The following is a 20,923-nucleotide window of genomic DNA, read 5'->3' on the forward strand; positions in this document are numbered from 1 at the left end:
GTTTTATCATTCCGGATTAGCCGGATGTGGATTGTACCTCGATGGTCTTCACGGTGGTCTGACCGCAGGATTCCCGCACCACCAGCCGGCATGGCAGCCTGCGGATGCCGGTCTCGGCCTTCTGGCCATCCACCAGGGTCAGCAGGGCAAGCCCTGCCTCGCGGCCGATGGCCGTGAGGTTCATATCGACGGACGTGAGGGGAGGCCTGCTTTGCGCGGCCATGATCTCCCAATTGTCAAAGCCGATGACGCCTATTTCGTCAGGCACCGCGACGCTCCGCTCGCGCAGTGCGTCGATCACGCCTCGGGCGATCTGGTCATTGCCGCAGAAGATGGCATCCGGTGGCTTCTGTGTTCCCTCGAACAACCGGCGCACCGCCTCGTGCCCCCAGGCCTCCGACCATGTGCCGAGCAGCGGCTCGAAGGCCGCAAGCTGCAGGCGCTCGAGCGTCTCCCGATAGGCCTGCGCGCGAAGATGGACCACGGCGAAGCTGGCAGGGCCGCTGACATGGGCGATGCGGCGGCGGCCCAGGCTGGCGAAGTGCTCGATGGCGAGCCTGACGCCTCCGGCCTCGTCGGCGACGAAGGCGATCGAGGCGGGGTCGGGTTCGGTGAAGGCGTAGACCACCGGTATGCCAAGGCCCGAGAGGTCGATCGGCAGACGGCGGTCGATGCGCTTTCCGGTGGCGATGATGCCGTCCACGCGCTTGTCGCGCATGGCATTGACATGCAACTGGGCGAGACGCGGATCGTCCTCGACATTGCACAGGAAGACGGACACGCCCTTGTCGACCAGCGCCTCCGAAATCCCCGCCATCAAGGGAAGGGAGAAGCGGCCATAGGTATCGTTGGTGAGGAGGCCCACGGTGAAACTGCGCTTGCGAAGCAGGCTTTGCGCCAGGGCATTGGGGCGGAAGCCCATGCGATCGGCCGTCTCGCGAATGAGCTTGCGCGTCTCGGGCGTCATGCGCCCTCGTCCATTCAAGGCTTTGGACGCCGTGGCAACGCTGACGCCGGCGGCGGCGGCCACCTTGCGAAGCGTTACGGGTTCCATGCTTGAGCCCTGGGCTTCTTCCTGCATTCCCACCACTTGCCTGCGCAAACGTTTTCTCAACGTAATCCCGCTCATTGCCGGCCGCTAGGAGGCAATGTTGGAGCTGAGAAAACGTTTTCTCAGCCTTAGCCTTTCATCGCGTCTTGTTCAAGGAATTTCCCTGACACGGGAGTGTCACGCTTGGGCCGGGGGATGGTCGTATGAGGAGGCGACCGCGGAACCGGTCCCGAGACGGGACAGGGATCAGACGGTTTCGCGCGCTGTTGCGAGGATCGCGCCGCCCCGAAGAAGGCGTTCCGCCGGGGAGGGCATCCCGATATGAAATCCCTGGGCCTGGTCGATACCGAGCTCTCGCAGGAGGACCAGTTGTTCGTTGCTTTCGACCCCCTCGACCAGGATGTTGGGCCCGCGATTTCGCACTAGGTTCGCGATGTCGCACAGCAGGATCCTGCCTTCGGACGTCGCGCAGTCGGCAAGGAAGGATCGATCGATCTTGACGGTGTCGAAATCGATGAGGCGGAGCCAGGAAAGGCCCGCGAAGCCGGTTCCGAAATCGTCGAGCCAGATGCGGATCCCGAGCAGCTTCAGCGCGCGGATGCAGGTCAATATCTCCGATTCCAGCTCTATCTCCAGCCTTTCGGTAATCTCGAAGATCAATCGGTCACCGGGCGCGCCGGTTTCCTCGAGAATGGCGGCGACGGAAGCGGCGAAGTCGGCGGTCTTGAGCTCGATGGGCGATATGTTGACGCTGACGTTCAGGACATCGCACTCGGCCAATATCTCCGTGCAGACCGTTCGGATCATCCAGAGCTGAAGATCGAGGATGGTGCCGTACTTCTCCGCGATGGGAATGAAGAAATACGGCGATATCTCCATGCCATCGGATGTGTGCAGCCGCATCAAGGCTTCGACGGTGTCGATCCTGCCCGACTCGATGTGCTTGATCGGCTGATAGGCCAGCGAAACGAGATCCCGGTTGATGGCGTCTTTCAGCGCTCCGGCGATCCTGTCGTTGAGATCGCTGCCACCGGGATCGTTGGGCTCGAAGAGCCGGACGCAATTGCGGCCATTTGCCTTCGCCAGATAAAGTGCGCGATCGGCCTCGCTGATCATCCTTTCGAGCTTCGCGTCCGTCCCCTCCCTGGTGATGGAGGCCCCGATGCTTGCCGTAACGATCGAGGAACGGTCCCGCCGTCCTCGATGCGGCAGCGCCAGCTCCTCGACAGTACGGCGGACGGCTTCAGCAAAAGCGATAAGCTGCTCTTTGCAATCAGCCCGCACCAGTGCGATGAATTCCTCGCCGCCATAACGTCCGATCGATCCGCCATATGATTTTGTGATGCTGCCGAGCGCCTTTGCGACGAGGCTCAAGCAATGGTCACCCTGCGGATGGCCGTGATAGTCATTGAATTTTTTGAAAAAATCGACATCGATCAGCAGTATTCCGAAGTTTGTGCCGAAATATCTCCAGTCATCATGGTAATGGCGCAATATCTCATCGATGGCGCGGCGGTTGTTGAGGTTTGTCAGCGGGTCCGTTCTCGACAGCCGCAACAGGGCCTGGCCCCGCTCGGCTGCTTCCTTCTGCTGCCGCTTGGCTTCCAGTGCATTCAGGAAGACGTTGAAGCGCTCCAGATTGAGATTCCAGTTTATGTAAGCCGTAAACACGAAGCACGACATAAAGAATGTGCCAATGCAAATCTTGTAGGGCAGGTCGGCTGGAAAGCTCCCGAGGGAAACAAAAAAGAACAGTAATATCAGAATAGATGACACAACTGATATTGAAAAACGGAACGCAAAAAACAGGTTTGCGCCCATCATGAAGAGCGCGCCGAAGACCATATAATGAGAAAAGTTCTGCACGTGCTCGGTTTTTATTGCAACGAGCAACCAGCCTGCATATCCCAGTACGACAGCCAGGGCGCAAACCATCTCCAGTACATCCTTGCTCCCTTCCTTGAGGATAAAGATCTCGAGAATTGCCAAGGATAGGACGCTGATCGAAGAGCGGGCTGCAATCGTGCTGACGGATACATCGGGGATAAGAATAATATCTGTAATCGAAAAGAGGAGATAGGCGAGAACAGCGAGCCACAGGCCCTTCCTCACCGACTGTCGCCCGAAAAAATCATCTTCCTTTCGATAAAGACTGTAAAGGTCCGATGATGTGTCCTCTCGGCTGGAACGATCTACGTCGTCTTGCGCAGCCAAGGGCCGGATTGCCCACTGATCGATCATGTTGCTGCCGCGTTCAATATAAACTCAAGATTGACGTTGCTGAAAACCTTAGTGTGACACCAGATTTCAGTCTCTACCGTCAAGGAACCAAGATCACAAAATATCACACCTCCCATAATTATCCGATTCCAGATATGGTTGCGCTGGTTCGAGTCGAACCTGGTGATTATGTAGCTATTTACCTTGAAGAGGCAATGGGGAATGCGCCAGGGACACCTTAGGAAGATTCTGACAGGATCGATCTACGCTATGGAAGGTGTCTGGGTAACACGAGCACGGCGAAACACAGTGCGGTGAGCACGCTGCATCGGCGGCGGATCTTTTTCAGAAGCAGGATCTGACAGCATGGGCGCCAAGTGGCTGCGCCGAGCCGGCCGGCTCGACGCGATGAACTCGTCGAGACGAGGGGAGGAAATTGATCCACCTTTGAAGGGGTGGCGCCTTGGGGGATCGCGGGGAGCCAGAGCGTTTTGCGATTTGACGGAATCGGCAAGAATCGCAAAGACGCGTTAAAACAAGGAGTTAGAGTAATGAGCGCTTACGTGTAAACGCGCTTCGCTCTAGGGGAGGTTTGTCTCTCGCCGGGTGATGATTACGCTGGCGTTGCGTGAAGCCCCTGCCGATCCGTCTATATAAGCCGTGGGTTGAGGTCGGTCGGCTCTCCCCGGGCGGGCAGGATCAATGCTTGAGCTTTGACGAGGGGCGCAACGCTGCGCCGGACTTCTCGTCACGCTCGATCCCGGCCATGGGATAGTTCGCCTCGACCCAGTCCTTGAGAATGGTCCGGATGAGTTCGTCCTTGGGAATTCCGAATTCCGTTGCCAGTTCCGCCAGCGAATAATCGACATGGGGAGACAAGGCCACCAGATTGCCGTTGCGAATCCTGATGGCGGCATTCCTGAGCAGGGCGGCAGTGGCGTCGGTCAGGGGAGCGCCGATCTGTTCCGAAGCCGTTTCAAGGGCGTCGGCAAACGACATGCGGTTCATTCAACAGCCTTTCTATTCGACCTTTGGAAGTTGCAGTGTGGGAGGGTTTGGCACCGCGGAATCCAGGTCGTTGATGGCACGGTCGTCAATTGTTGTTACCATCTATAGTAGCCAAACCGTGAGATTTTCGCACTATCCCCCAATGGGATTACTACTTGGTGAGAACCGTCTAACTCCTACCATGTCGCGAACGTCTGAGCGATAACGCGCCAACCAGCCCCATAATCCCTCTGTCGATGCGCGGGCTTGCCCCTGCTTCCAGCGCCGTCGCGCGTGTTGCGGGCGCCGACACGTCAGCGGCAGACGGCAATCCCAAGCCAGCACGAATGCCGCGGGGCATGTCGTCAACCGCTCCCCTGGACGCACGAACGCGCAGGCACAAGCAGAATCGGACTCCCGGTTCACGTCTCACGCAGTGTCGGGCCCGCAGCGAGCCGCATTCTTCAAGCAACGCCACCTGCCCTAGCACCAAAACTATCAATGCTCTAACATTACGTAAGAGCCTTTTAGTATATGAGAGCAGTATCTCATATTTCTAGAATCAGCTCTTTATGTTGTTGACACAAGGAGAAGTTAAATGAGCGATGTATTTTTGGATGGAAAGAGCCTTGTTACGCCACAACTGATCGTAAAATCATTGTTGGAAAAAAAGACCCAGTTTGATTCTCATCAGTTCGAAGAAGCTCTGATTTCTGTTTCACGAACGTTGGGTCATGCAAATATACAGTTTGAGAAGGGGTATGAGCCAAGTTTGATCATCGATAAGCTTGCCGGTGAACTTCATATTCTTCGCAAACGTCTCAATGGGAATGTCTGGCAATCAGTCATTCCGATCGTTCAAGAACATCCTGTCGCAAGGTTTTTTCTCCAAGACCCATTCACGAAGTGGTCCTTTACGAAGCCGAGGGGATACTCAGGCGATGCTGGCCTGCTTGATTTCATCTACGGCCATGCGAATGTCGGTGACCATATCGAGAATGCCACGCCCATCGGCACAAAACTCTACGACTACACGAAAGACGCCTCGTCGTCGGTCGCCGTTCGCGAAAGGCGCGATCTGCTGACCCGGCATGTCGACGATATTTCCGCGGCCAAAGGAACGGAGACCGAGATTCTGACTATTGCCGCCGGACATTTGCGCGAGGCCAATCGATCGACGGCCTTACGGGAAGGCCGGATCTCTCGCTGGGTCGCCCTGGACCAGGACCCTCTCAGCGTCGAATCGATCAGGCGGGACTTCAAGGGCACGAGCATCCAGGCCGTGAAGGGATCGGTCCGGGGCCTCCTGGCCAATTCCTACAAGCTCGGCCAGTTCGATTTCGTCTATGCCGCGGGCCTTTACGACTATCTATCCCACAAGGTGGCCGTAAGGCTCACCCAAAGCTGCCTCAAGATGCTGAAACCGAACGGCGTTTTCCTGTTTGCCAACTTCGCGGACAATATCGGCGTGGATGGCTATATGGAGACCTTCATGAACTGGGCGCTGCTGCTCCGTTCGGAAGCGGACATGAACGACATCATCAATGACAGCATCGGGGGTGATGCCGTGAGTTCGACGGTGTTTTTCGGCGAGAACAGGAATATCGTCTACGGCATCATCCAGAAGACGGAGTAGTCTGGCGGCGAGCCTGCGGAATCGTACGCCTGACCCGTCCTTGCCGTGCCAGCCGCGGGAGTTCTCCGTGCGGGCGGTCGCAGAGTGCCTGATGGCATTCATCGACAATTTCGCACGGAGGCACCCTGGCCGAGTGGGCAATGTCGCAGCCGCTTCGCCGACGTGCTTCCGGTATCATCTGCTCCGGCCCGGTGCCCGCTGTGCTGTCATAGCACCGGAACAGGTGACGGCATGGTCCTGATGTGCCGCTTGCGTAGCGTGTCGGCCGAATCCCGCACCACCTCAGAAATCTGCAGGAGCTGGGCGACCAGGGGGCTGGTCTTGCGCCAGATCATGCCAATCGTCCGCGAAGGCTGAGGGCCCTTGAAGCGGGCGATGGACACCGAGGCCGAGCGTGTCTCCATCGCCACCGCCATCTCCGGGATCAAGGTGACACCGATGCCGGCGCCGACCATCTGCACCAGTGTGGACAGGGAGCTGCCGTCCAGCAATTCGCGCGTCAGCACCGAATGAATGTTGCAGAAGGCCAGCGCCTGATCGCGGAAACAGTGCCCTTCTTCCAGGAGGAGCAGCTTCATCTCGCGCAGCATCTCGCGATCGGGCACCGGCTTGCCCTCCTCCTCGCCGGGGCGCACCAGCACGAAGTCTTCGGTGAACAAGGCGACCTCGGTAAAGGAAGGCTCGGATACCGGCAGGGCCACGATGGCCGTATCCAGCCGCCCGTCGGCCAACTCCTGAATCAGCTTGGGGGTGAGCGTCTCCCGCACGTGAATGTCGAGCCCCTCATGCAGGCGACTGAGATTGCCGATGATGGTCGGCAGCAGATAGGGGGCGACTGTCGGGATGACGCCGATGCGCAACCGTCCGACCAGCCGATCCCGGGTGGCCTGGGCGAGATTCCCAAGCTCGTCGACCGAGCGCAGGATGTCGCGGGTGCGCAGGGCGAATTCCTTGCCGAAATTGGTGAGCTGCACCTGGCGGGCGCCCCGCTCGAGCAGCGCCGTTCCCAGCAATTCCTCCAATTCCTTGATCTGCATCGACAAGGCGGGCTGGCTGATGGCGCAGGCTTCCGCCGCACGCCCGAAATGACCATGCCTCGCCAGCGCCTCGAAATAGCGCAGTTGCCTGAGCGTGAGATTGATCATAACCCTACCTTATCGCTGCGATCAGAAATCTCAACTTAAACTAATGGACCCAGTTTGGTAGACCTCTAGATGCAGAGATGAGGAGCAGCGCACGCAAGGCGGACAGGCTTGTGCCGCTCAGGTGATGTTCAACGTTCGCGCAGCCCAATTGGTCGTTTTGGGTCGATCTCAGTGCAGCGAGGCAGGGGGCGTTTGGCGTTCCCGGTGCTGCGGATCGGGGGACCTACGACACCGGATTGTCTTCCCGGTGTCGTAGGTCCCGAGCACGGACATGTTCAATCAGTGTAACCACGATCGGAGGAAATCATGGACGGAAGTGATGCGGGCAATACCGGCAAATGCCCGGTGCCACATGGGCGCTTCAACCCGAGCCTGGGTGGGCGGTCGAATCGGGACTGGTGGCCGAACCAGCTGAATCTGAAGGTTCTGCACCAGAACACCGCGCTGTCGAGCCCGATGGGCGAGACGTTCAACTATGCGGAAGAGTTCAAGAAGCTCGACATCGAGGCCCTGAAGAAGGACCTTCATGCGCTGATGACGGACTCACAGCCTTGGTGGCCGGCTGATTTCGGGCATTATGGTCCGCTCTTCATCCGCATGGCCTGGCACAGCGCCGGCACCTATCGCACCGGCGACGGCCGTGGCGGCGCTGGTGCGGGCACGCAGCGTTTCGCGCCGCTCAACTCCTGGCCCGACAACGTCAATCTCGACAAGGCCCGCCGCCTGCTCTGGCCGATCAAGCAGAAATACGGCAACAGGGTCTCTTGGGCCGACCTGATGATCCTCACGGGCAACGTCGCGCTCGAATCGATGGGCTTCAAGACCTTCGGCTTCGGCGGCGGCCGCGCCGATGTGTTCGAGCCCGAAGAGGACATCTATTGGGGCAAAGAAGACACCTGGCTCGCCGACAAGCGCTATAGCGGTGATCGCGACCTCGAAAATCCGCTCGCCGCCGTGCAGATGGGCCTGATCTATGTGAATCCGGAAGGGCCGAACGGCAATCCCGACCCGCTCGCAGCGGCGCGCGATATCCGCGAGACCTTCGCCCGCATGGCCATGAACGACGAAGAGACCGTCGCGCTCATCGCTGGCGGCCACACCTTCGGCAAGACCCATGGCGCGGGCGATGCCACCCTGGTGGGTGTCGAGCCGGAAGGTGCTGGCCTCGAAGAGCAGGGCCTGGGCTGGCGCAGCACCTATGGCACCGGCATCGGCGCCGATGCCATCGGCAGCGGCCTGGAGGTCACTTGGACCACGACCCCAACGAAGTGGAGCAGCAACTTCTTCTGGAACCTGTTCGGCTATGACTGGGAGCTGACCAAGAGCCCGGCCGGCGCCCATCAGTGGACGCCCAAGAATGGAGCCGGCGCCAATATGGTGCCGGATGCGCATGACGCCTCGAAGCGCCACGCGCCCTCGATGCTAACCACCGACCTCGCTCTGCGCTTCGACCCGGCCTATGAGAAGATCTCGCGGCGCTTCTTCGAGAATCCGGATCAGTTCGCCGACGCCTTCGCCCGCGCCTGGTTCAAGCTCACCCATCGCGACATGGGGCCGCGCGTGCGCTATCTCGGCCCGGAAGTCCCGGCCGAGGAACTGATCTGGCAGGATCCGGTCCCCGCCGTCGATCATCCCTTGATCAACGCGCAGGACATCAGCACCCTCAAGGCGAAGATCCTCGCCTCGGGCCTGTCGGTCTCCGAACTGGTCTCGACCGGCTGGGCCTCGGCCTCGACCTTCCGCGGCTCCGACAAGCGGGGCGGTGCCAATGGCGCGCGCATCCGCCTGGCGCCGCAGAAGGATTGGGAGGCCAACCAGCCCGCCCAGCTCGCCAAGGTGCTCGGCACGCTGGAAGAGATCCAGGCCGAGTTCAACGCCGCCCAGTCTGGCGGCAAGAAGGTGTCGCTTGCCGACCTGATCGTCCTCGCCGGCAGCGCCGCGGTCGAGAAGGCGGCCAGGGATGGCGGCCACGAGGTCGAGGTTCCCTTCACGCCGGGCCGTACCGATACGACGCAGGAGCAGACCGACATCGAATCCTTCGAGGTGCTCGAACCGAAGGCCGACGGCTTCCGCAACTACCTGAAGGGCGCCTTCACGGTCTCGGCCGAGGGGCTCTTGGTCGACAGGGCCCAACTCCTGACGCTGTCCGCGCCGGAGCTGACGGTTCTCGTCGGCGGCCTGCGCGTGCTCGACGCCAATGTCGGCCATTCGCAGAACGGCGTCCTCACCAAGCGGCCGGGGGCCCTCACCAACGACTTCTTCGTGAACCTGCTCGACATGAGCACGGTCTGGAAGGCGGTTTCGGAAGCGGACGACGTGTTCGAGGGCCGCGACCGCGCCACGGGCGAGGTGAAGTGGACCGGCACCCGCGTCGACCTCGTCTTCGGCTCGAACTCCCAGCTGCGTGCTCTCGCCGAAGTCTATGGTTCCAGCGACGTGCAGGCGAAGTTCGTGCATGACTTCGTGGCCGCCTGGACCAAAGTGATGAACCTCGACCGGTTTGATCTGGTCTGATTTTCAGGGTCGGATCGCCGATCGACGGTCAAAGCCGAACGCCCGCCATCGAATATGATGGCGGGCGTTTTGCGTTCATGGGCACGATCCAAGTCTTCCAAGGAGATACGCGATGGCCTTCACAGCAGACTGAGCTGGTCGCCGCTTCTTGTCGGCACCCGGAACAATCTGGTATCCAAGGCCGGAAAGCGATCGGAGAGGCCGAGCCGCTGCCGGGCGAGGTGAAAGCGCCTTGCGAGCAGGTCCGCGAGCGGGCCTTCGCCGGTCATGCGCTTGCCGAAGCGGGGGTCGTTATCCCGGCCGCCGCGCAATTGCCGCACCAGCGACATCACATGGGCGGCTCGTCCCGGCTGCTCGACGGCCAGCCATTCGCGGAAGAGGTCCTTGAGTTCATGCGACAGGCGGAGCGTAGAATAATAGGCGCCGGTGGCGCCGGCCTTGGCCGCCCGTTCCATGATCGTTTCCATCTCGTGATCGCTGAGGCTGGGGATCATCGGCGAGACGCCGACGACGACGGGAATGCCGGCGGCGCTGAGCTGGCGGATGGCATCGAGGCGGCGCTCGGGCGTCGAGGCGCGCGGCTCCATGCTGCGCGCCAGCCTGCGGTCGAGCGTAGTGATGGAGATGGCCACCATGGCAAGACCTCGCTCGGCCATTGGCGCGAGGATGTCGATGTCGCGCGTCACCAGCACGCTCTTGGTGGTGATGGCGAGCGGATGGTTGAAGCGCTGGAGCACCTCGATGACCGCGCGCGTGATGCCGAGCCGCCTTTCGATCGGCTGGTACGGGTCGGTGTTGGCGCCGAGCTGCACGCGCTCGACGCGGTAGCCGGGCCGGCGCAGTTCTGCGTCGAGAAGCGCGGCGGCGTCGGGCTTGAAGAACAGCTTCGTTTCGAAATCGAGGCCCGGGGAGAGGCCGAGATAAGCGTGGCTCGGACGGGCGAAGCAGTAGATGCAGCCATGCTCGCAGCCCCGATAGGGATTGATGGAGCGATCGAAGCCGAGGTCCGGGCTGTCATTGCGCGAGAGGATGGTGCGCGCCTTCTCTGATGTCAGCGTGGTCTCATGGCGGACGACCGGCGCATCCTCGTCGCTCCAGCCATCGTCGAAGGCTTCGCGCGCCAAGCCTTCGAAGCGGCCGGAGGCGTTGGACTGCGAGGCGCGGCCCTTGCTCGCGATGGGAGGCATGCTGGCGTTCTTTCTACAGATATGTTCACTTTTTGTTCTAGCATGATTTGCTTGCGGTTTCGAGTCTCGACCGGCATTTCCCGACATAGGAATGCAACCTCCAGCGCAGCAGAAAACGGGCGGTGAAGGTCGCCGGCAAGCCTTACAAAGCGATCATCGAGGGGCGGCGGTGCTCCGAATCTGAACGAGGAGGTCGATATGGCCGGAGCAATCAAAGGCGCAGCGAAGGACTATTTGTACAAATGGACGGAGACCCCCGTGGGCCGGCTCAAGCTGGTTGCCAGCAAGGATGGCCTGGCGGCGATCCTGTGGGAGGATGACCGACCCGGACGCGTGCGCCTCAACATCGTGGCGGAGGCGCAGGATCATCCGATCCTCCTGGAGACCGAGCGGCAGCTGCGCGATTATTTCGCCGGTGCCCGCAAGGTCTTCGATATCGAGCTCGATTTCGCCGGCACCGATTTCCAGAAGAAGGTGTGGGCCGCCCTGCTCGCCATTCCCTTCGGCGAGACGCGCACCTATGCCGAGATCTCCCGGCAGCTTGGCAGCCCCAAGGCGGTGCGGGCCGTCGGGGCGGCGAACGGACGCAACCCCATTTCGATAATCGCGCCCTGCCATCGCGTGGTCGGCTCGGGCGGAGAGCTAACCGGCTTTGCCGGTGGCCTGGAGGTCAAGGCGCGCCTGCTCGGGCTGGAGGGCGCGCCGGCACGATGATGCGTTTGGGGGGAAGGAAGAGGGCGATCGGTGATCGCCCCTCCAGTTTCCCTCGTTTCGCCCCGCAAAGTTAGCGCGCATGAGCGCCACGCCGGTGATCTCCAAGTATCACCTAAACCTGAAGCGATGGTCTGGAACATAAAAAGTACATGGATTGACTTTCGTTCGATGCCATGCTTTATTCCTTAACGGAACGAAGCGTCAGCAGCCGGCGCAGGTACAACCCGGCTCCGAACGCCTCCATCCACCCCGACAGCCTGTCCAAGCGGCAGGCGCGCACGGCGGTCCTGCTTCTCTCGAAGCGGGCCTCCAGGGGTGATGAGCGGGACAGAGGGATCGGCACCCCATGGAAGTGCCCTGTGATCCCTGGACGGAGCGTGACGGGCTTGAGCCCGGCACCGCCTTCGTCCCATCTCCCGCCGATGCGGTGAAGACGGTTCATGCCACTGTCCGGCCAGGACTGCAGCGCTGAGCCCCTTGACCGAGCCGGCTGGTCAGGTTCGGATGGTCCGTGCCATCCGCTCCCGGCTCGCCTCCGCCTTCATAAGGCGGAAAAACAGGTGGCCTTGCACGCCTTGTCAGCGGGCCAGGCAACCGGAACGGGGCGATGGCGGCCTGCACCGACAGTGCGGCCTGCATCTTCCATGATCATGCTTTCACGGCTGCTCCGCAGCCGCCATCGCCCGGTCTCCTCATCAACCCAGCCGGAAAGGGCGTGGGAATGAGAGCGCTTGGAATTTGGGAATGAGAACGCTTGGGAATTAGGGTGACAATGCATCCCTCCAAGCCAGATCGCTCCGGATCGATCGGGCTTACGGCCTGCGAGCGGTCAGGCCGACGTCGGGCTTCCATCCGTCCGGGCTTCGATGGCGCGGACCACCGCCGCCATATCGGCCTGGCCGAGGCCCATGGCTTCGGTCTCGCCGAACAGGGCATGGCAGACGTCGAGCAGAGGCGAGGCGATCCCTGCCTTTCGCGCCGCCTCGGCCACCAGGCGGTTGTTCTTGAGCACGTCGGAGATGGCGGCCTGGGCCGTGAAATCATGCGCGACCAGCTTGGCGATCTTGATGCGCGAGACATTGCTCTCCATCGGGCCGGCATCGAGCACGGCCTGGAATTGCCGCATGTCGAGACCGTGGCGCTCGGCGAAATGCGCGGCCTCGGCGAGGCCTGTGACGGTGGTGATCAGATAGAGATTGACGGCGAGCTTCATGGTGAGGGCGCCCGGGACCTCGCCGCACAGGAAGGTCTGGTGGCAGATTGGCCCCAGCAGCGGCCGGACCTCGTCGATCGCTGCGGCATCGCCTGCCAGCATGCCGACGAGCTGGCCTGCCTCGGCTGGCTTGCGCGATCCGGAGACGGGTGCCTCGACATAGCTGCCGCCGGCGACCTCGATATCCTTGGCCAGAGCAAGCGAGGCCTCGGGCGAGATCGTGCCCATCTGCACGATGACTTGCCGGGCGATGCGCGTGCCGAAAGCCGGCGTGAAGCGGCCGAGCACGGCGTCGATGGCGGCATCGCTCGCCAACATCAGGATGACGATGCGGGCGCGCGCGAACACCTCGTCGGCACTGGCCGCAACCTCGGCGCCGGCGGTGCGCAGGATCTTGCTCTTGTCGGGGGTTCGGTTCCAGACGAGGAGGGGCGTGCCCGCCCGCACCAGATTGAGAGCCATGGCCTCGCCCATCACGCCCAGGCCGATGAAACCGATCGCCATGCTCTCTCCCGCCAGTCCGGTTGTTCGGCTGGGAGCGTAGGGGTCGAGGCGAGAGCCGTCTTGAACGATCGTGCGAATTGGAGGGGCGGTCTCCTCCACTCCCTTTCAGGCGGACGGATCCTTGAAAGCGATGGTCACGACATAGAAGGCGCTTGGGCCGAAGGGCGCTCGCGCGGCGATCCATAGGCCGGCCGTGCTGTCGAGGCCGAGGGATTGCGCCTTGACGGTGATGCTCTCGAAGCCGTCGATCACCGCTTGGTCAGCAAGGGCCCGGCGCAGTGGGTCCGGATCGCCGGCCAGGCTGGTCAAGGCGGTGTGGATGAGCGTCGTGGTGACGACAGGCGTGTCCTGCAGGGTCTCGATGGCGGCGCCAAGGCCGATCTCGCGGGCGCTGCCGGGGCCATGGGCGCTGACCAGATAGAACAGGTCAAGCAGCAAGGGCTGCTGGCTCGGCCGATCGCCGAGAGGACCGCGCACGAAGCCGGGTGTATTTCTGAGAGACGTGTTGGGCACGGCTTGGCAGAGGAACAGGTTGACGCTCGGTGTTTCGGCCTCATCCGCCGGCGGCGAGCCGATGGTGACCGCGGGCGGTGTGAAGTTCAGCGCCTGCCCAGTCTTCCGCAGCGCCTCGTCGACGAGGAAGCGCAGGATCTCGCTGGTGGCGGCGATGGCGAGAGCTGCTGTCATGACGGATCTCCTGTCTGCGCGGTGGTGGTCTATATATACATCTGGATACAAGGCGGGTCCGGCGGTCGGCTGACCAGGGGCCTGCCGTCAGGACGCAGCTACCGGTGCCTCTTCGTCGATACGCTTCCAGCCATGGAGCAAATGCCTCGTGCTGGTCTCGAAGGCGAAGTAGTGACCGCCGCCGCCGGGCTGGTCATGCGTCCGGCTGATCGGTGCTTTTAGGAGATGGCAGAGCAGCAGTGCGCCGACGCCGCCATGGGCGATGAATGCAATATCGCCCTCGCCACGATCCCTGTCGAGGATGCCGGTCACGGCCGCGACGATGCGGGCCTGGGCGTCGATGGCCCGCTCCCAGCCGCGGATGCTGATCTCGGGATTTGCGAAGAAGGCATTGGCCGTCTCCTCGAATTCCTGCGACTTCAGATAGCCGGTGGCCGAGCGGTCATTCTCGTGCAGGGCCTCGACCACCTGCAGCGGCAGGCCGAGATGGCGGGCAAGGATGTCGCCACCATTGCGGGCCTTCTCCTCATTGCTGGAATAGACGGCGCCGATGCCGCCGACAAAGCCGCGCCGGTTGAAGGCTTCATGGCGCGCCCGGCCGCGCAGCGAAAGGCGCCAGTCCGGCACGGGAATGGCAGGATCGATCTCGACCTCCGCATGGGTGATGAAATAAGCGATCCTGGCTTTGCTCAACAGACGTGCCCCGGTAATTCTTGTTGAGAAAATGCATCAGGACAGGGTGATAAAGCAAGCTGGAATCTAAGGAAATCGCAGCGCCCATGCCCTACACCGGTACCACCCTGGCTCTGCCGAGCTCCAGGAAGAAGAGAAGCAGGGCGAACGCTCCCATGGAGCCGCCGACGATGGCGGTCGCCGTCCAGCCGCCCCAGTGATAGGTCAGCGTGCCCAGCACCGAGCCGATGGCGCCGCCGATGAAGGTGCAGGTCATGTAGAAGGCGTTGACGCGCCCGCGCACCTGCGGTGGCACCGAGAAGATGATGCGCTGGCTGACGACCTGGTTGGCCTGCACCGCCCCGTCGATGATCACCGCCAGCACCACCAGGACGGCGATGGCCAATGCCGCGGCGGCCCAGCCGGTGGCCCAGAAGGCGAGGGCGATCGTCAGCATGGCGCCGGCCGTCGTGGCGCGGCTGAGGCCGCGATCAGCCAGGCGTCCGGCGATCGGTGCGGCGAAGGCGCCGCCTGCGCCGGCCAGGGCGAAGAGGGCGATGCCATGCTCGCTCATGCCGAAGCGCTCCGCCAGCATCAGCGGCGAGGCTGTCCAGAACAGGTTGAAGGCGGCGAACAGGAAGAGCTGGTAAGCCGCTCGCCAGCGCACCGCCGGCAGGTCTCGGACGAGAGTGAAGATGGAGGCGAGGATCTGGCCGTAATGCATGCCACCATGCGGCTTGTGCCTGGGCATCATGCGGGCCAGCGCCAGGCCGATGAAGACCATCAGCACCGCCGAACACCAGAACACCGCGCGCCAGCCGAAGCTTGCGGCGATGAACAGCGAGACGGGCCGCGCCAGCATGATGCCGGTGAGGAGGCCGCCCATGATATTGCCGACCACGCGCCCGCGCTGCGCCGCGGGCACGAGATGGGCGATGAAGGGCAGCAGCACCTGCGCACCCGTGGAGCTGAGGCCGATCAGCAGCGATGCGGCGAAGAAGGGCAGGGCGCTGGTGGAGACGGCGGCGCCGATCAGGCCGATCACCGTGCAGCTCAGTGTCGCCAGCACCAGGAGGCGGTTCTCGACGAGATCGGCAAGAGAGACCAGCAGGAAGAGGCCGAGGCCGTAGCCGATCTGCGTGATGCTGACGATGGAGCCGGCAATGTTGGGGCTGAGGCCGATGGCCGGCCCGATCGAGGCGACCAGCGGCTGGGCATAATAGAGATTGGCGACGAGGGAGCCCGTCGCCAGCGCCACTACGGTGATCAGGGCCGCGGACGGGCCCCGATCCTCGCTGATGGCAGCGGCTTGAGTCTGGTCGACCATCGCATTCAGCTCTGCGCGGCCGGCAGGCGGTTGGCGCTCTGGCGCTCGATCATCCAGCCGGGATATTCGGGCGGCAGGGCGCTGACCTTGTCGAGACGGGCCAGTTCCTCCGCCGTGAGCTTGATGCCAGTGGCGGCCAGGTTGTCGTCGAGCTGCTCGGTCGTCTTGGCGCCGATGATCACCGACATCACGAAGCGCTGGTGCAGCACCCAGGCCAGCGCAATGCGGGCCACGGAGACGCCGCGGGCCTCGGCGATCTCGCGCATGACGTCGATGCAGTCGAAGGCGCGGTCCTTGTTGACGGGCGGGAAGTCGAAGCTGGCGCGGCGCGAGCCCTCGGGGCCGTTGCCCTCGCGATCATACTTGCCGGAGAGCAGGCCGCCGGCGAGCGGGCTCCACACCATCAGCCCGAGCTTCTCGGCCTCCAGCAGAGGGGCGATCTCGCGTTCGAGGTCGCGCCCGGCGATAGTGTAATAGGCCTGCAGGGTGACGGGGCGGGTCCAGCCATGCCTGTCGGCGATGCCGAGCGCCTTCATGATCGTCCAGGCCGACCAGTTGGAGACGCCGACATAACGCACATGACCCTGGCGCACGAGATCTTCGAGGGCGCGCATCGTCTCTTCGATCGGGGTGACCTGGTCGAGACCATGGATCTGGTAGAGGTCGATATAATCGGTCCCGAGCCGCTTCAGGCTGGCCTTCACCGCATCCATGATATGGCCGCGCGAGGCGCCGCGGTCGTTGACGCCCTGGCCGACCAGGCCGAGCGCCTTGGTGGCGAGCACGATGTCGGACCGCTTGCGGCCGGAATTCACCATCGCCTTGCCGGTGATCTCTTCCGACAGGCCTTCGGAATAGACATCCGCCGTATCGATGAAATTCACGCCGGCATCGAGCGCCTTGGCCACGATGGAATCCGCGACGGTCTGGTCGAGCGTGCCGATATTGGTCCAGAAACCGCGGCCGCCGAAGGTCATCGTACCCAGGCAAATTTCCGACACGAGCAGGCCAGTGCCGCCGAGTGTGTTGTAGCGCATGGAATTATGTCCGTGAAAAGAAGAGGATAGCTCTCGTTGCTCAAGTAACGAGAGAGGCGGGACGGCCCTAAAAAGCGATCATCTCCAGGCGGTCTCGATAGGAAGAACATAGGCCGATCCTGGCGACATCATAACCCGCATAATGCTCCACAGGCTGATTAGCTGTGCTATATAATGCTGGGAGCGCGGACATCCTGTCCGCTCTTGGAAACGATACACTTTACGAGAGAGGAAGAGCGGATTGTCCGACACTCACTTGAGTGTCGTAGGGACGTCCGCGCTCCCAGGGTTCATGGCTCGCAGCGATTCCTTCGATGGTCTTTCCGAATTCCTCGCCATCGTGCGCCAGGGCAGTTTCCGCGCGGCGGCGATCGAGCTCGGCGTCACGGCCGGCGCCGTGAGCCAGGCGCTGCAGGTGCTGGAGCGCCGGCTCGGCCTGCCGCTGCTTCACCGCACCACGCGAAAGATCTCGCTGACCGAGGCTGGCGAAAGGCTGCTCGCCCAATTGGCGCCGGCGGCGGATGCGATCACCACCACGCTCGATGAGCTGACTCAGTCGCGCGCCCGGCCGTCGGGGACGCTGCGCCTCCTCGTGCAACGGGTGGCGATACCGCATGTCGTCACGCCGATCATGCCCGATTTCCGCAAGGCCTGGCCCGATCTCAAGATCGAGATCACCGTCGAGGATAGCCGCCAGGAGATCGTGGCCGGCGGCTTCGATGCCGGCATCCGCATCGGCGAATATATCGACCGCGACATGGTGGCCGTGCGAGTCTCGCCATCCTTCAACTGGCTCGTGATGGGCGCGCCATCCTATCTCGCCGCGCATGGCCGGCCGCAAATACCGGAGGACATCGCCCAGCACGAATGCATCCGCTATCGCCGACCCGATTTCGGCGACGTCTATCGCTGGGAATTCGAACGCGAGGGTCAGGCGCTCAGCATCGACCCGCCCGGCTCGCTGGTGGTCAGCGATCCCGAGCTGTTCCGGGCATTGGCGGTCGAGGGGCTCGGCCTGATCTACACATCCAGCCTGATGTCGGCGCGGGAACTGGCGGCAGGCCAGCTCGAGCCGGTGCTGGAGGCCTTCTCGCCCTCGCGCGATGCCTTCTTCATCTACTTCCCGCGCACCAGCCGCAATCAGCCCAAGCTTCGGGCCTTCGTGGAAGCTTGCGCACGGGGCGCACGCTGAGCCGCTTCAGGGCCATTTACAAATCGGCATATGTCCGACGAAATGGGAGCGGCCAAACAGGAAGGCGCCTGTCGAGAGCGCCGTGAGGATATCGAGCATGCAAGATCACGAGGGTGGGGGCGCCGTCAGCCTGGCCGGCATTTTCGGCCTTTCCGGCAAGGTCGCGGCCGTGACGGGCGCCGGCAGCGGCATTGGCCTTGCGGCGGCGCAGGCTCTGGCGGCAGCGGGGGCCGAGGTCGTGGTGCTTGACAGGGCGCCGGTAGCATCCGAGATCCTTGCCTCCATAAGGGGCGACAAGCCGGCCGCGGCGCTGGTCATGGATGTCGCCGACGAGGCGCAGGTGGAAGCGGCCTTCGCGGAGATCGTGGCCCGCTGTGGCGGCATCGACATCCTCGTCAACAATGCGGGCCTGGCCCTCCGCGACGCCGCCGTCAATCTCAGCCTCGAAGCCTGGGACAAGGTGGTGGCCGTGAACATGACCGGCGTCTTCCTGTGCGCGCGGGCGGCAGCGCGCCATATGATCGCCGCCGGTAAGGGCGGCGCCATCATCAACACCGCCTCGATCATGGGCCTGTCCGGTGGCGGTCTCTATCCCAACATTTCCTACCAGACCACAAAGGGTGCCATCGTGAACATGACACGGGCGCTGGCGGTCGAGTGGGCGCCGCACAACATCCGCGTCAACGCCATCGCGCCGACCTATGTGCGCACGCCCTTCATCGCCCCGCTGCTGGCCCAGCCGGAACTGATGCAGCGCATCGAGGCGATGACGCCGCTGCGCCGCATCGCCGAGCCGCACGAAGTCTCGCCGGCGATCCTCTTCCTGGCCGGGCCGGGCGCGGCAATGGTAACGGGACATACCCTCCCGGTAGATGGCGGCTTCCTCGCGCAGTGAGACAAGACAAGGGAGGGCGGTTGGGCGAGATGGGACCTGTGAAAAAGAGACTCGCCTCCGACGCCCCTTCGCCTCATTTCATTCTCGATTGCCTCGTCTCGCCCGGAAGTCGCTTTCTCAGCACTCCTTCGCCGCATACTCGTCGAGCCTGCTGAACAGTGCTTCCAGCTCCGCCTCATCAGGCTGGAAGAAGTTCATGCCGCGGCCGACCAGGATGCCGAAGGCGGCGAAGAAGAAGAGGGTGCGTTCGACGCCGCCTTCTTCGCCATCGCGGACGAGGCGACTGATCAGAGCGCTGAACATGCCCCGTATGGCCGCTGCCGCTTCCGGGAACTCGGCGGAGGCGACGAAGAGGGCGGGCGAGACGCCGCCTTTCTCCCGCATGATCTGGCGGGCATGGATGGCGAGCGCTTCGGTGAAAGTGCGGGTCGAGCGGGCAGTGTCCTCGATGTCTTCGACCAGCTGTTCCATGTTGCGGCGGATTGCCGCCACCACCAGCGCCTTCTTGGCCGGAAAGTGATGCAGCACGCCGCCCTTGCTGACGCCAGCCTCCATCGCCACCATGTCGATGGTGAGATTGTGCACGCCTACTTGCTCGATCACCGCGACGGTTGCCGTTAGAATTTGGTCGATGGTCTCCGTGCTGCGCTGCTGGGGCTTGCGTGCGCGGGCTGTCTTGGGTGGGGCAGCGAGTGGGGTCATAGTCCTTACCGCGATATCCCTGATTAAAAAAACCGTCTGGACGGTTTTATTTTTAACTGTTATGGGGGCGCCACGCAATCCGTTAGTCACGTCCAGCACAAAGCGAGGATGCCGATGAAACCCAGCGCGTCAAGGCGGCTAGCACGCGGTTCGTGCCTGGCCATTGGGATGATGATCGCGGGAACTGCGATCGTGCCGGCTATGGCCGGTGGCCCTCCCGCCCGTGTCGGGGTGGTCACCGCCAAGGCCGGCAGTTTCAGCCACGAGGTGAGCCTGACCGGCGACATCGAGGCGCAGGTGCAGAGCGACATCTCCTTCCGGGTCAGCGGACGCATCGTCGAGCGCCTGGTGGATGTGGGTGACCACGTTACTCCGGACCAGGTGCTGGCGCGGGTCGACGGCCAGGAACAGCGCATCGCCCTCGACACCGCCAATGCCGCACTGGCCTCGGCCCAGGCACAGCTCCAGCAGAGCGAGGCGACCTTCCAGCGCCAGAAGACGCTGATCACCAGCAACGCCACCTCGCAGTCTCAGCTCGATGCCGCCCAGGAGAATCTGAGCGTGGCGCAGGGAGCGGTGGCGGCGGCGACGGCACAGGTTGCCCAGGCCAAGGAACAACTCGCCTATGCCGATCTGCGCGCTGGCGTCTCCGGTACCGTCACCTCGCGCAGCGCCGAAGCCGGGCAGGTGGTGCAGGCCGGGCAGGCCGTACTCAGCATCGCCCAGGATGGACCGCGCGATGCGGTGTTCGATGTCTATGAAGCGCTGGTCGGCACGCCGCCCGGCTCACCCGACGTCGACATCACGCTGATCGCCGATCCCACGGTGACGACTACCGGAACCGTGCGCGAGATCTCCCCCATCGTCGATGCCAAGAAAAGCACGATCCGCGTCAAGATCGGTCTCAAGGAGACGCCGCCTGCGATGTCCCTGGGTACCGCCGTGCGCGGCCATGCGGGCCTGGCGCCACAGCGGCGCGTCGTGCTGCCCGCCTCGGCCCTGTTCATGTGGCAGGGCAGGCCGGCGGTGTGGACAGTAACCGCCGACACCAGCCAGGCTGAGCCGCGCGAGGTGACGCTCGATCGCTACACCACCCAGTCCATCGTTCTCGCCGACGGCGTCAGGGATGGCGATGTCGTGGTGACCAGGGGCGGCCAACTCCTGCGCCCCGGACAGGTGGTCGAAACGGTCGCGGAGAAGGCGCCATGAGGATGACGGCCTGGGTGATTTTCGGTTGGGC

General features: G+C 62.9%; 18 protein-coding genes. 7 read left to right on the forward strand and 11 right to left on the reverse strand.

Features of this window, described 5'->3' with window-relative positions; genetic code table 11:
- Positions 1 to 16: 16 nt before the first annotated feature.
- The 3 genes from QQL24_RS27080 to QQL24_RS27090 form a co-directional block, all read right to left on the reverse strand.
- Positions 17 to 1,054, reverse strand: coding sequence for a LacI family DNA-binding transcriptional regulator (locus QQL24_RS27080; RefSeq protein WP_284315412.1), 1,038 nt, complete (start codon positions 1,052 to 1,054; stop codon positions 17 to 19).
- 243 nt (positions 1,055 to 1,297) lie between these two features.
- A complete protein-coding gene (locus QQL24_RS27085) occupies positions 1,298 to 3,292 on the reverse strand; it encodes a putative bifunctional diguanylate cyclase/phosphodiesterase (protein ID WP_284315413.1) in 1,995 nt (664 codons plus the stop codon).
- A 678-nt stretch (positions 3,293 to 3,970) separates the two neighbouring features.
- Positions 3,971 to 4,279, reverse strand: a complete 309-nt coding sequence (locus QQL24_RS27090) for a hypothetical protein (protein WP_284315414.1) — start codon at positions 4,277 to 4,279, stop codon at positions 3,971 to 3,973.
- A gap of 577 nt (positions 4,280 to 4,856) precedes the next feature.
- On the opposite strand from QQL24_RS27090, the gene QQL24_RS27095 reads away from it, so the two are divergent.
- The gene (locus tag QQL24_RS27095) at positions 4,857 to 5,894 is read left to right on the forward strand and encodes a class I SAM-dependent methyltransferase (protein WP_284315415.1); all 1,038 of its coding nucleotides are present in this window, start codon (positions 4,857 to 4,859) and stop codon (positions 5,892 to 5,894) included.
- A gap of 206 nt (positions 5,895 to 6,100) precedes the next feature.
- Here QQL24_RS27095 and QQL24_RS27100 read toward each other — a convergent pair whose 3' ends face one another.
- Positions 6,101 to 7,039 carry a hydrogen peroxide-inducible genes activator gene (locus tag QQL24_RS27100; protein ID WP_284315416.1) on the reverse strand — a complete coding sequence of 313 codons (939 nt, stop codon included), beginning with the start codon at positions 7,037 to 7,039 and terminating at the stop codon, positions 6,101 to 6,103.
- A gap of 306 nt (positions 7,040 to 7,345) precedes the next feature.
- On the opposite strand from QQL24_RS27100, the gene katG reads away from it, so the two are divergent.
- Positions 7,346 to 9,553, forward strand: coding sequence for a catalase/peroxidase HPI (katG, locus tag QQL24_RS27105; protein ID WP_284315417.1), 2,208 nt, complete (start codon positions 7,346 to 7,348; stop codon positions 9,551 to 9,553).
- A 119-nt stretch (positions 9,554 to 9,672) separates the two neighbouring features.
- Here katG and QQL24_RS27110 read toward each other — a convergent pair whose 3' ends face one another.
- A complete protein-coding gene (locus tag QQL24_RS27110; protein WP_284315418.1) occupies positions 9,673 to 10,740 on the reverse strand; it encodes a PA0069 family radical SAM protein in 1,068 nt (355 codons plus the stop codon).
- A 198-nt stretch (positions 10,741 to 10,938) separates the two neighbouring features.
- Here QQL24_RS27110 and QQL24_RS27115 point away from each other — a divergent pair, with 198 nt between their 5' ends.
- A complete protein-coding gene (locus QQL24_RS27115; RefSeq protein WP_284315419.1) occupies positions 10,939 to 11,454 on the forward strand; it encodes a methylated-DNA--[protein]-cysteine S-methyltransferase in 516 nt (171 codons plus the stop codon).
- A gap of 346 nt (positions 11,455 to 11,800) precedes the next feature.
- Positions 11,801 to 11,926 (forward strand): hypothetical protein, encoded by a 126-nt coding sequence (locus tag QQL24_RS27120; protein WP_284315420.1) that lies wholly within the window; start codon positions 11,801 to 11,803, stop codon positions 11,924 to 11,926.
- Positions 11,927 to 12,283: 357 nt separating this feature from the next.
- Here QQL24_RS27120 and QQL24_RS27125 read toward each other — a convergent pair whose 3' ends face one another.
- The 5 genes from QQL24_RS27125 to QQL24_RS27145 form a co-directional block, all read right to left on the reverse strand.
- A complete protein-coding gene (locus QQL24_RS27125) occupies positions 12,284 to 13,270 on the reverse strand; it encodes an NAD(P)-dependent oxidoreductase (protein WP_284315421.1) in 987 nt (328 codons plus the stop codon).
- Between the two features lie 6 nt (positions 13,271 to 13,276).
- The gene (locus QQL24_RS27130; protein WP_284315422.1) at positions 13,277 to 13,858 is read right to left on the reverse strand and encodes a Pvc16 family protein; all 582 of its coding nucleotides are present in this window, start codon (positions 13,856 to 13,858) and stop codon (positions 13,277 to 13,279) included.
- An 87-nt stretch (positions 13,859 to 13,945) separates the two neighbouring features.
- The gene (locus QQL24_RS27135) at positions 13,946 to 14,551 is read right to left on the reverse strand and encodes a histidine phosphatase family protein (RefSeq protein WP_284315423.1); all 606 of its coding nucleotides are present in this window, start codon (positions 14,549 to 14,551) and stop codon (positions 13,946 to 13,948) included.
- A 91-nt stretch (positions 14,552 to 14,642) separates the two neighbouring features.
- Positions 14,643 to 15,857, reverse strand: a complete 1,215-nt coding sequence (locus QQL24_RS27140) for an MFS transporter (RefSeq protein ID WP_284315424.1) — start codon at positions 15,855 to 15,857, stop codon at positions 14,643 to 14,645.
- A gap of 5 nt (positions 15,858 to 15,862) precedes the next feature.
- Positions 15,863 to 16,894, reverse strand: coding sequence for an aldo/keto reductase (locus QQL24_RS27145; RefSeq protein WP_284315425.1), 1,032 nt, complete (start codon positions 16,892 to 16,894; stop codon positions 15,863 to 15,865).
- A 292-nt stretch (positions 16,895 to 17,186) separates the two neighbouring features.
- Here QQL24_RS27145 and QQL24_RS27150 point away from each other — a divergent pair, with 292 nt between their 5' ends.
- Together QQL24_RS27150 and QQL24_RS27155 are read left to right on the forward strand one after the other, a co-directional pair.
- Complete coding sequence (locus QQL24_RS27150; RefSeq protein ID WP_284315426.1) at positions 17,187 to 18,086, forward strand: LysR family transcriptional regulator; 900 nt, start codon at positions 17,187 to 17,189, stop codon at positions 18,084 to 18,086.
- 97 nt (positions 18,087 to 18,183) lie between these two features.
- On the forward strand, positions 18,184 to 18,981 hold the full coding sequence (locus QQL24_RS27155) for an SDR family NAD(P)-dependent oxidoreductase (protein ID WP_284315427.1): 798 nt from the start codon (positions 18,184 to 18,186) through the stop codon (positions 18,979 to 18,981).
- Positions 18,982 to 19,098: 117 nt separating this feature from the next.
- Here QQL24_RS27155 and QQL24_RS27160 read toward each other — a convergent pair whose 3' ends face one another.
- Positions 19,099 to 19,683, reverse strand: coding sequence for a TetR/AcrR family transcriptional regulator (locus tag QQL24_RS27160; RefSeq protein WP_284315428.1), 585 nt, complete (start codon positions 19,681 to 19,683; stop codon positions 19,099 to 19,101).
- A 201-nt stretch (positions 19,684 to 19,884) separates the two neighbouring features.
- Here QQL24_RS27160 and QQL24_RS27165 point away from each other — a divergent pair, with 201 nt between their 5' ends.
- A complete protein-coding gene (locus QQL24_RS27165; RefSeq protein ID WP_284315547.1) occupies positions 19,885 to 20,892 on the forward strand; it encodes an efflux RND transporter periplasmic adaptor subunit in 1,008 nt (335 codons plus the stop codon).
- The last annotated feature ends 31 nt before the right edge of the window (positions 20,893 to 20,923 follow it).

Origin of the sequence: Labrys miyagiensis (assembly GCF_030160835.1) — a bacterium.
Lineage (GTDB): Bacteria > Pseudomonadota > Alphaproteobacteria > Rhizobiales > Labraceae > Labrys > Labrys miyagiensis.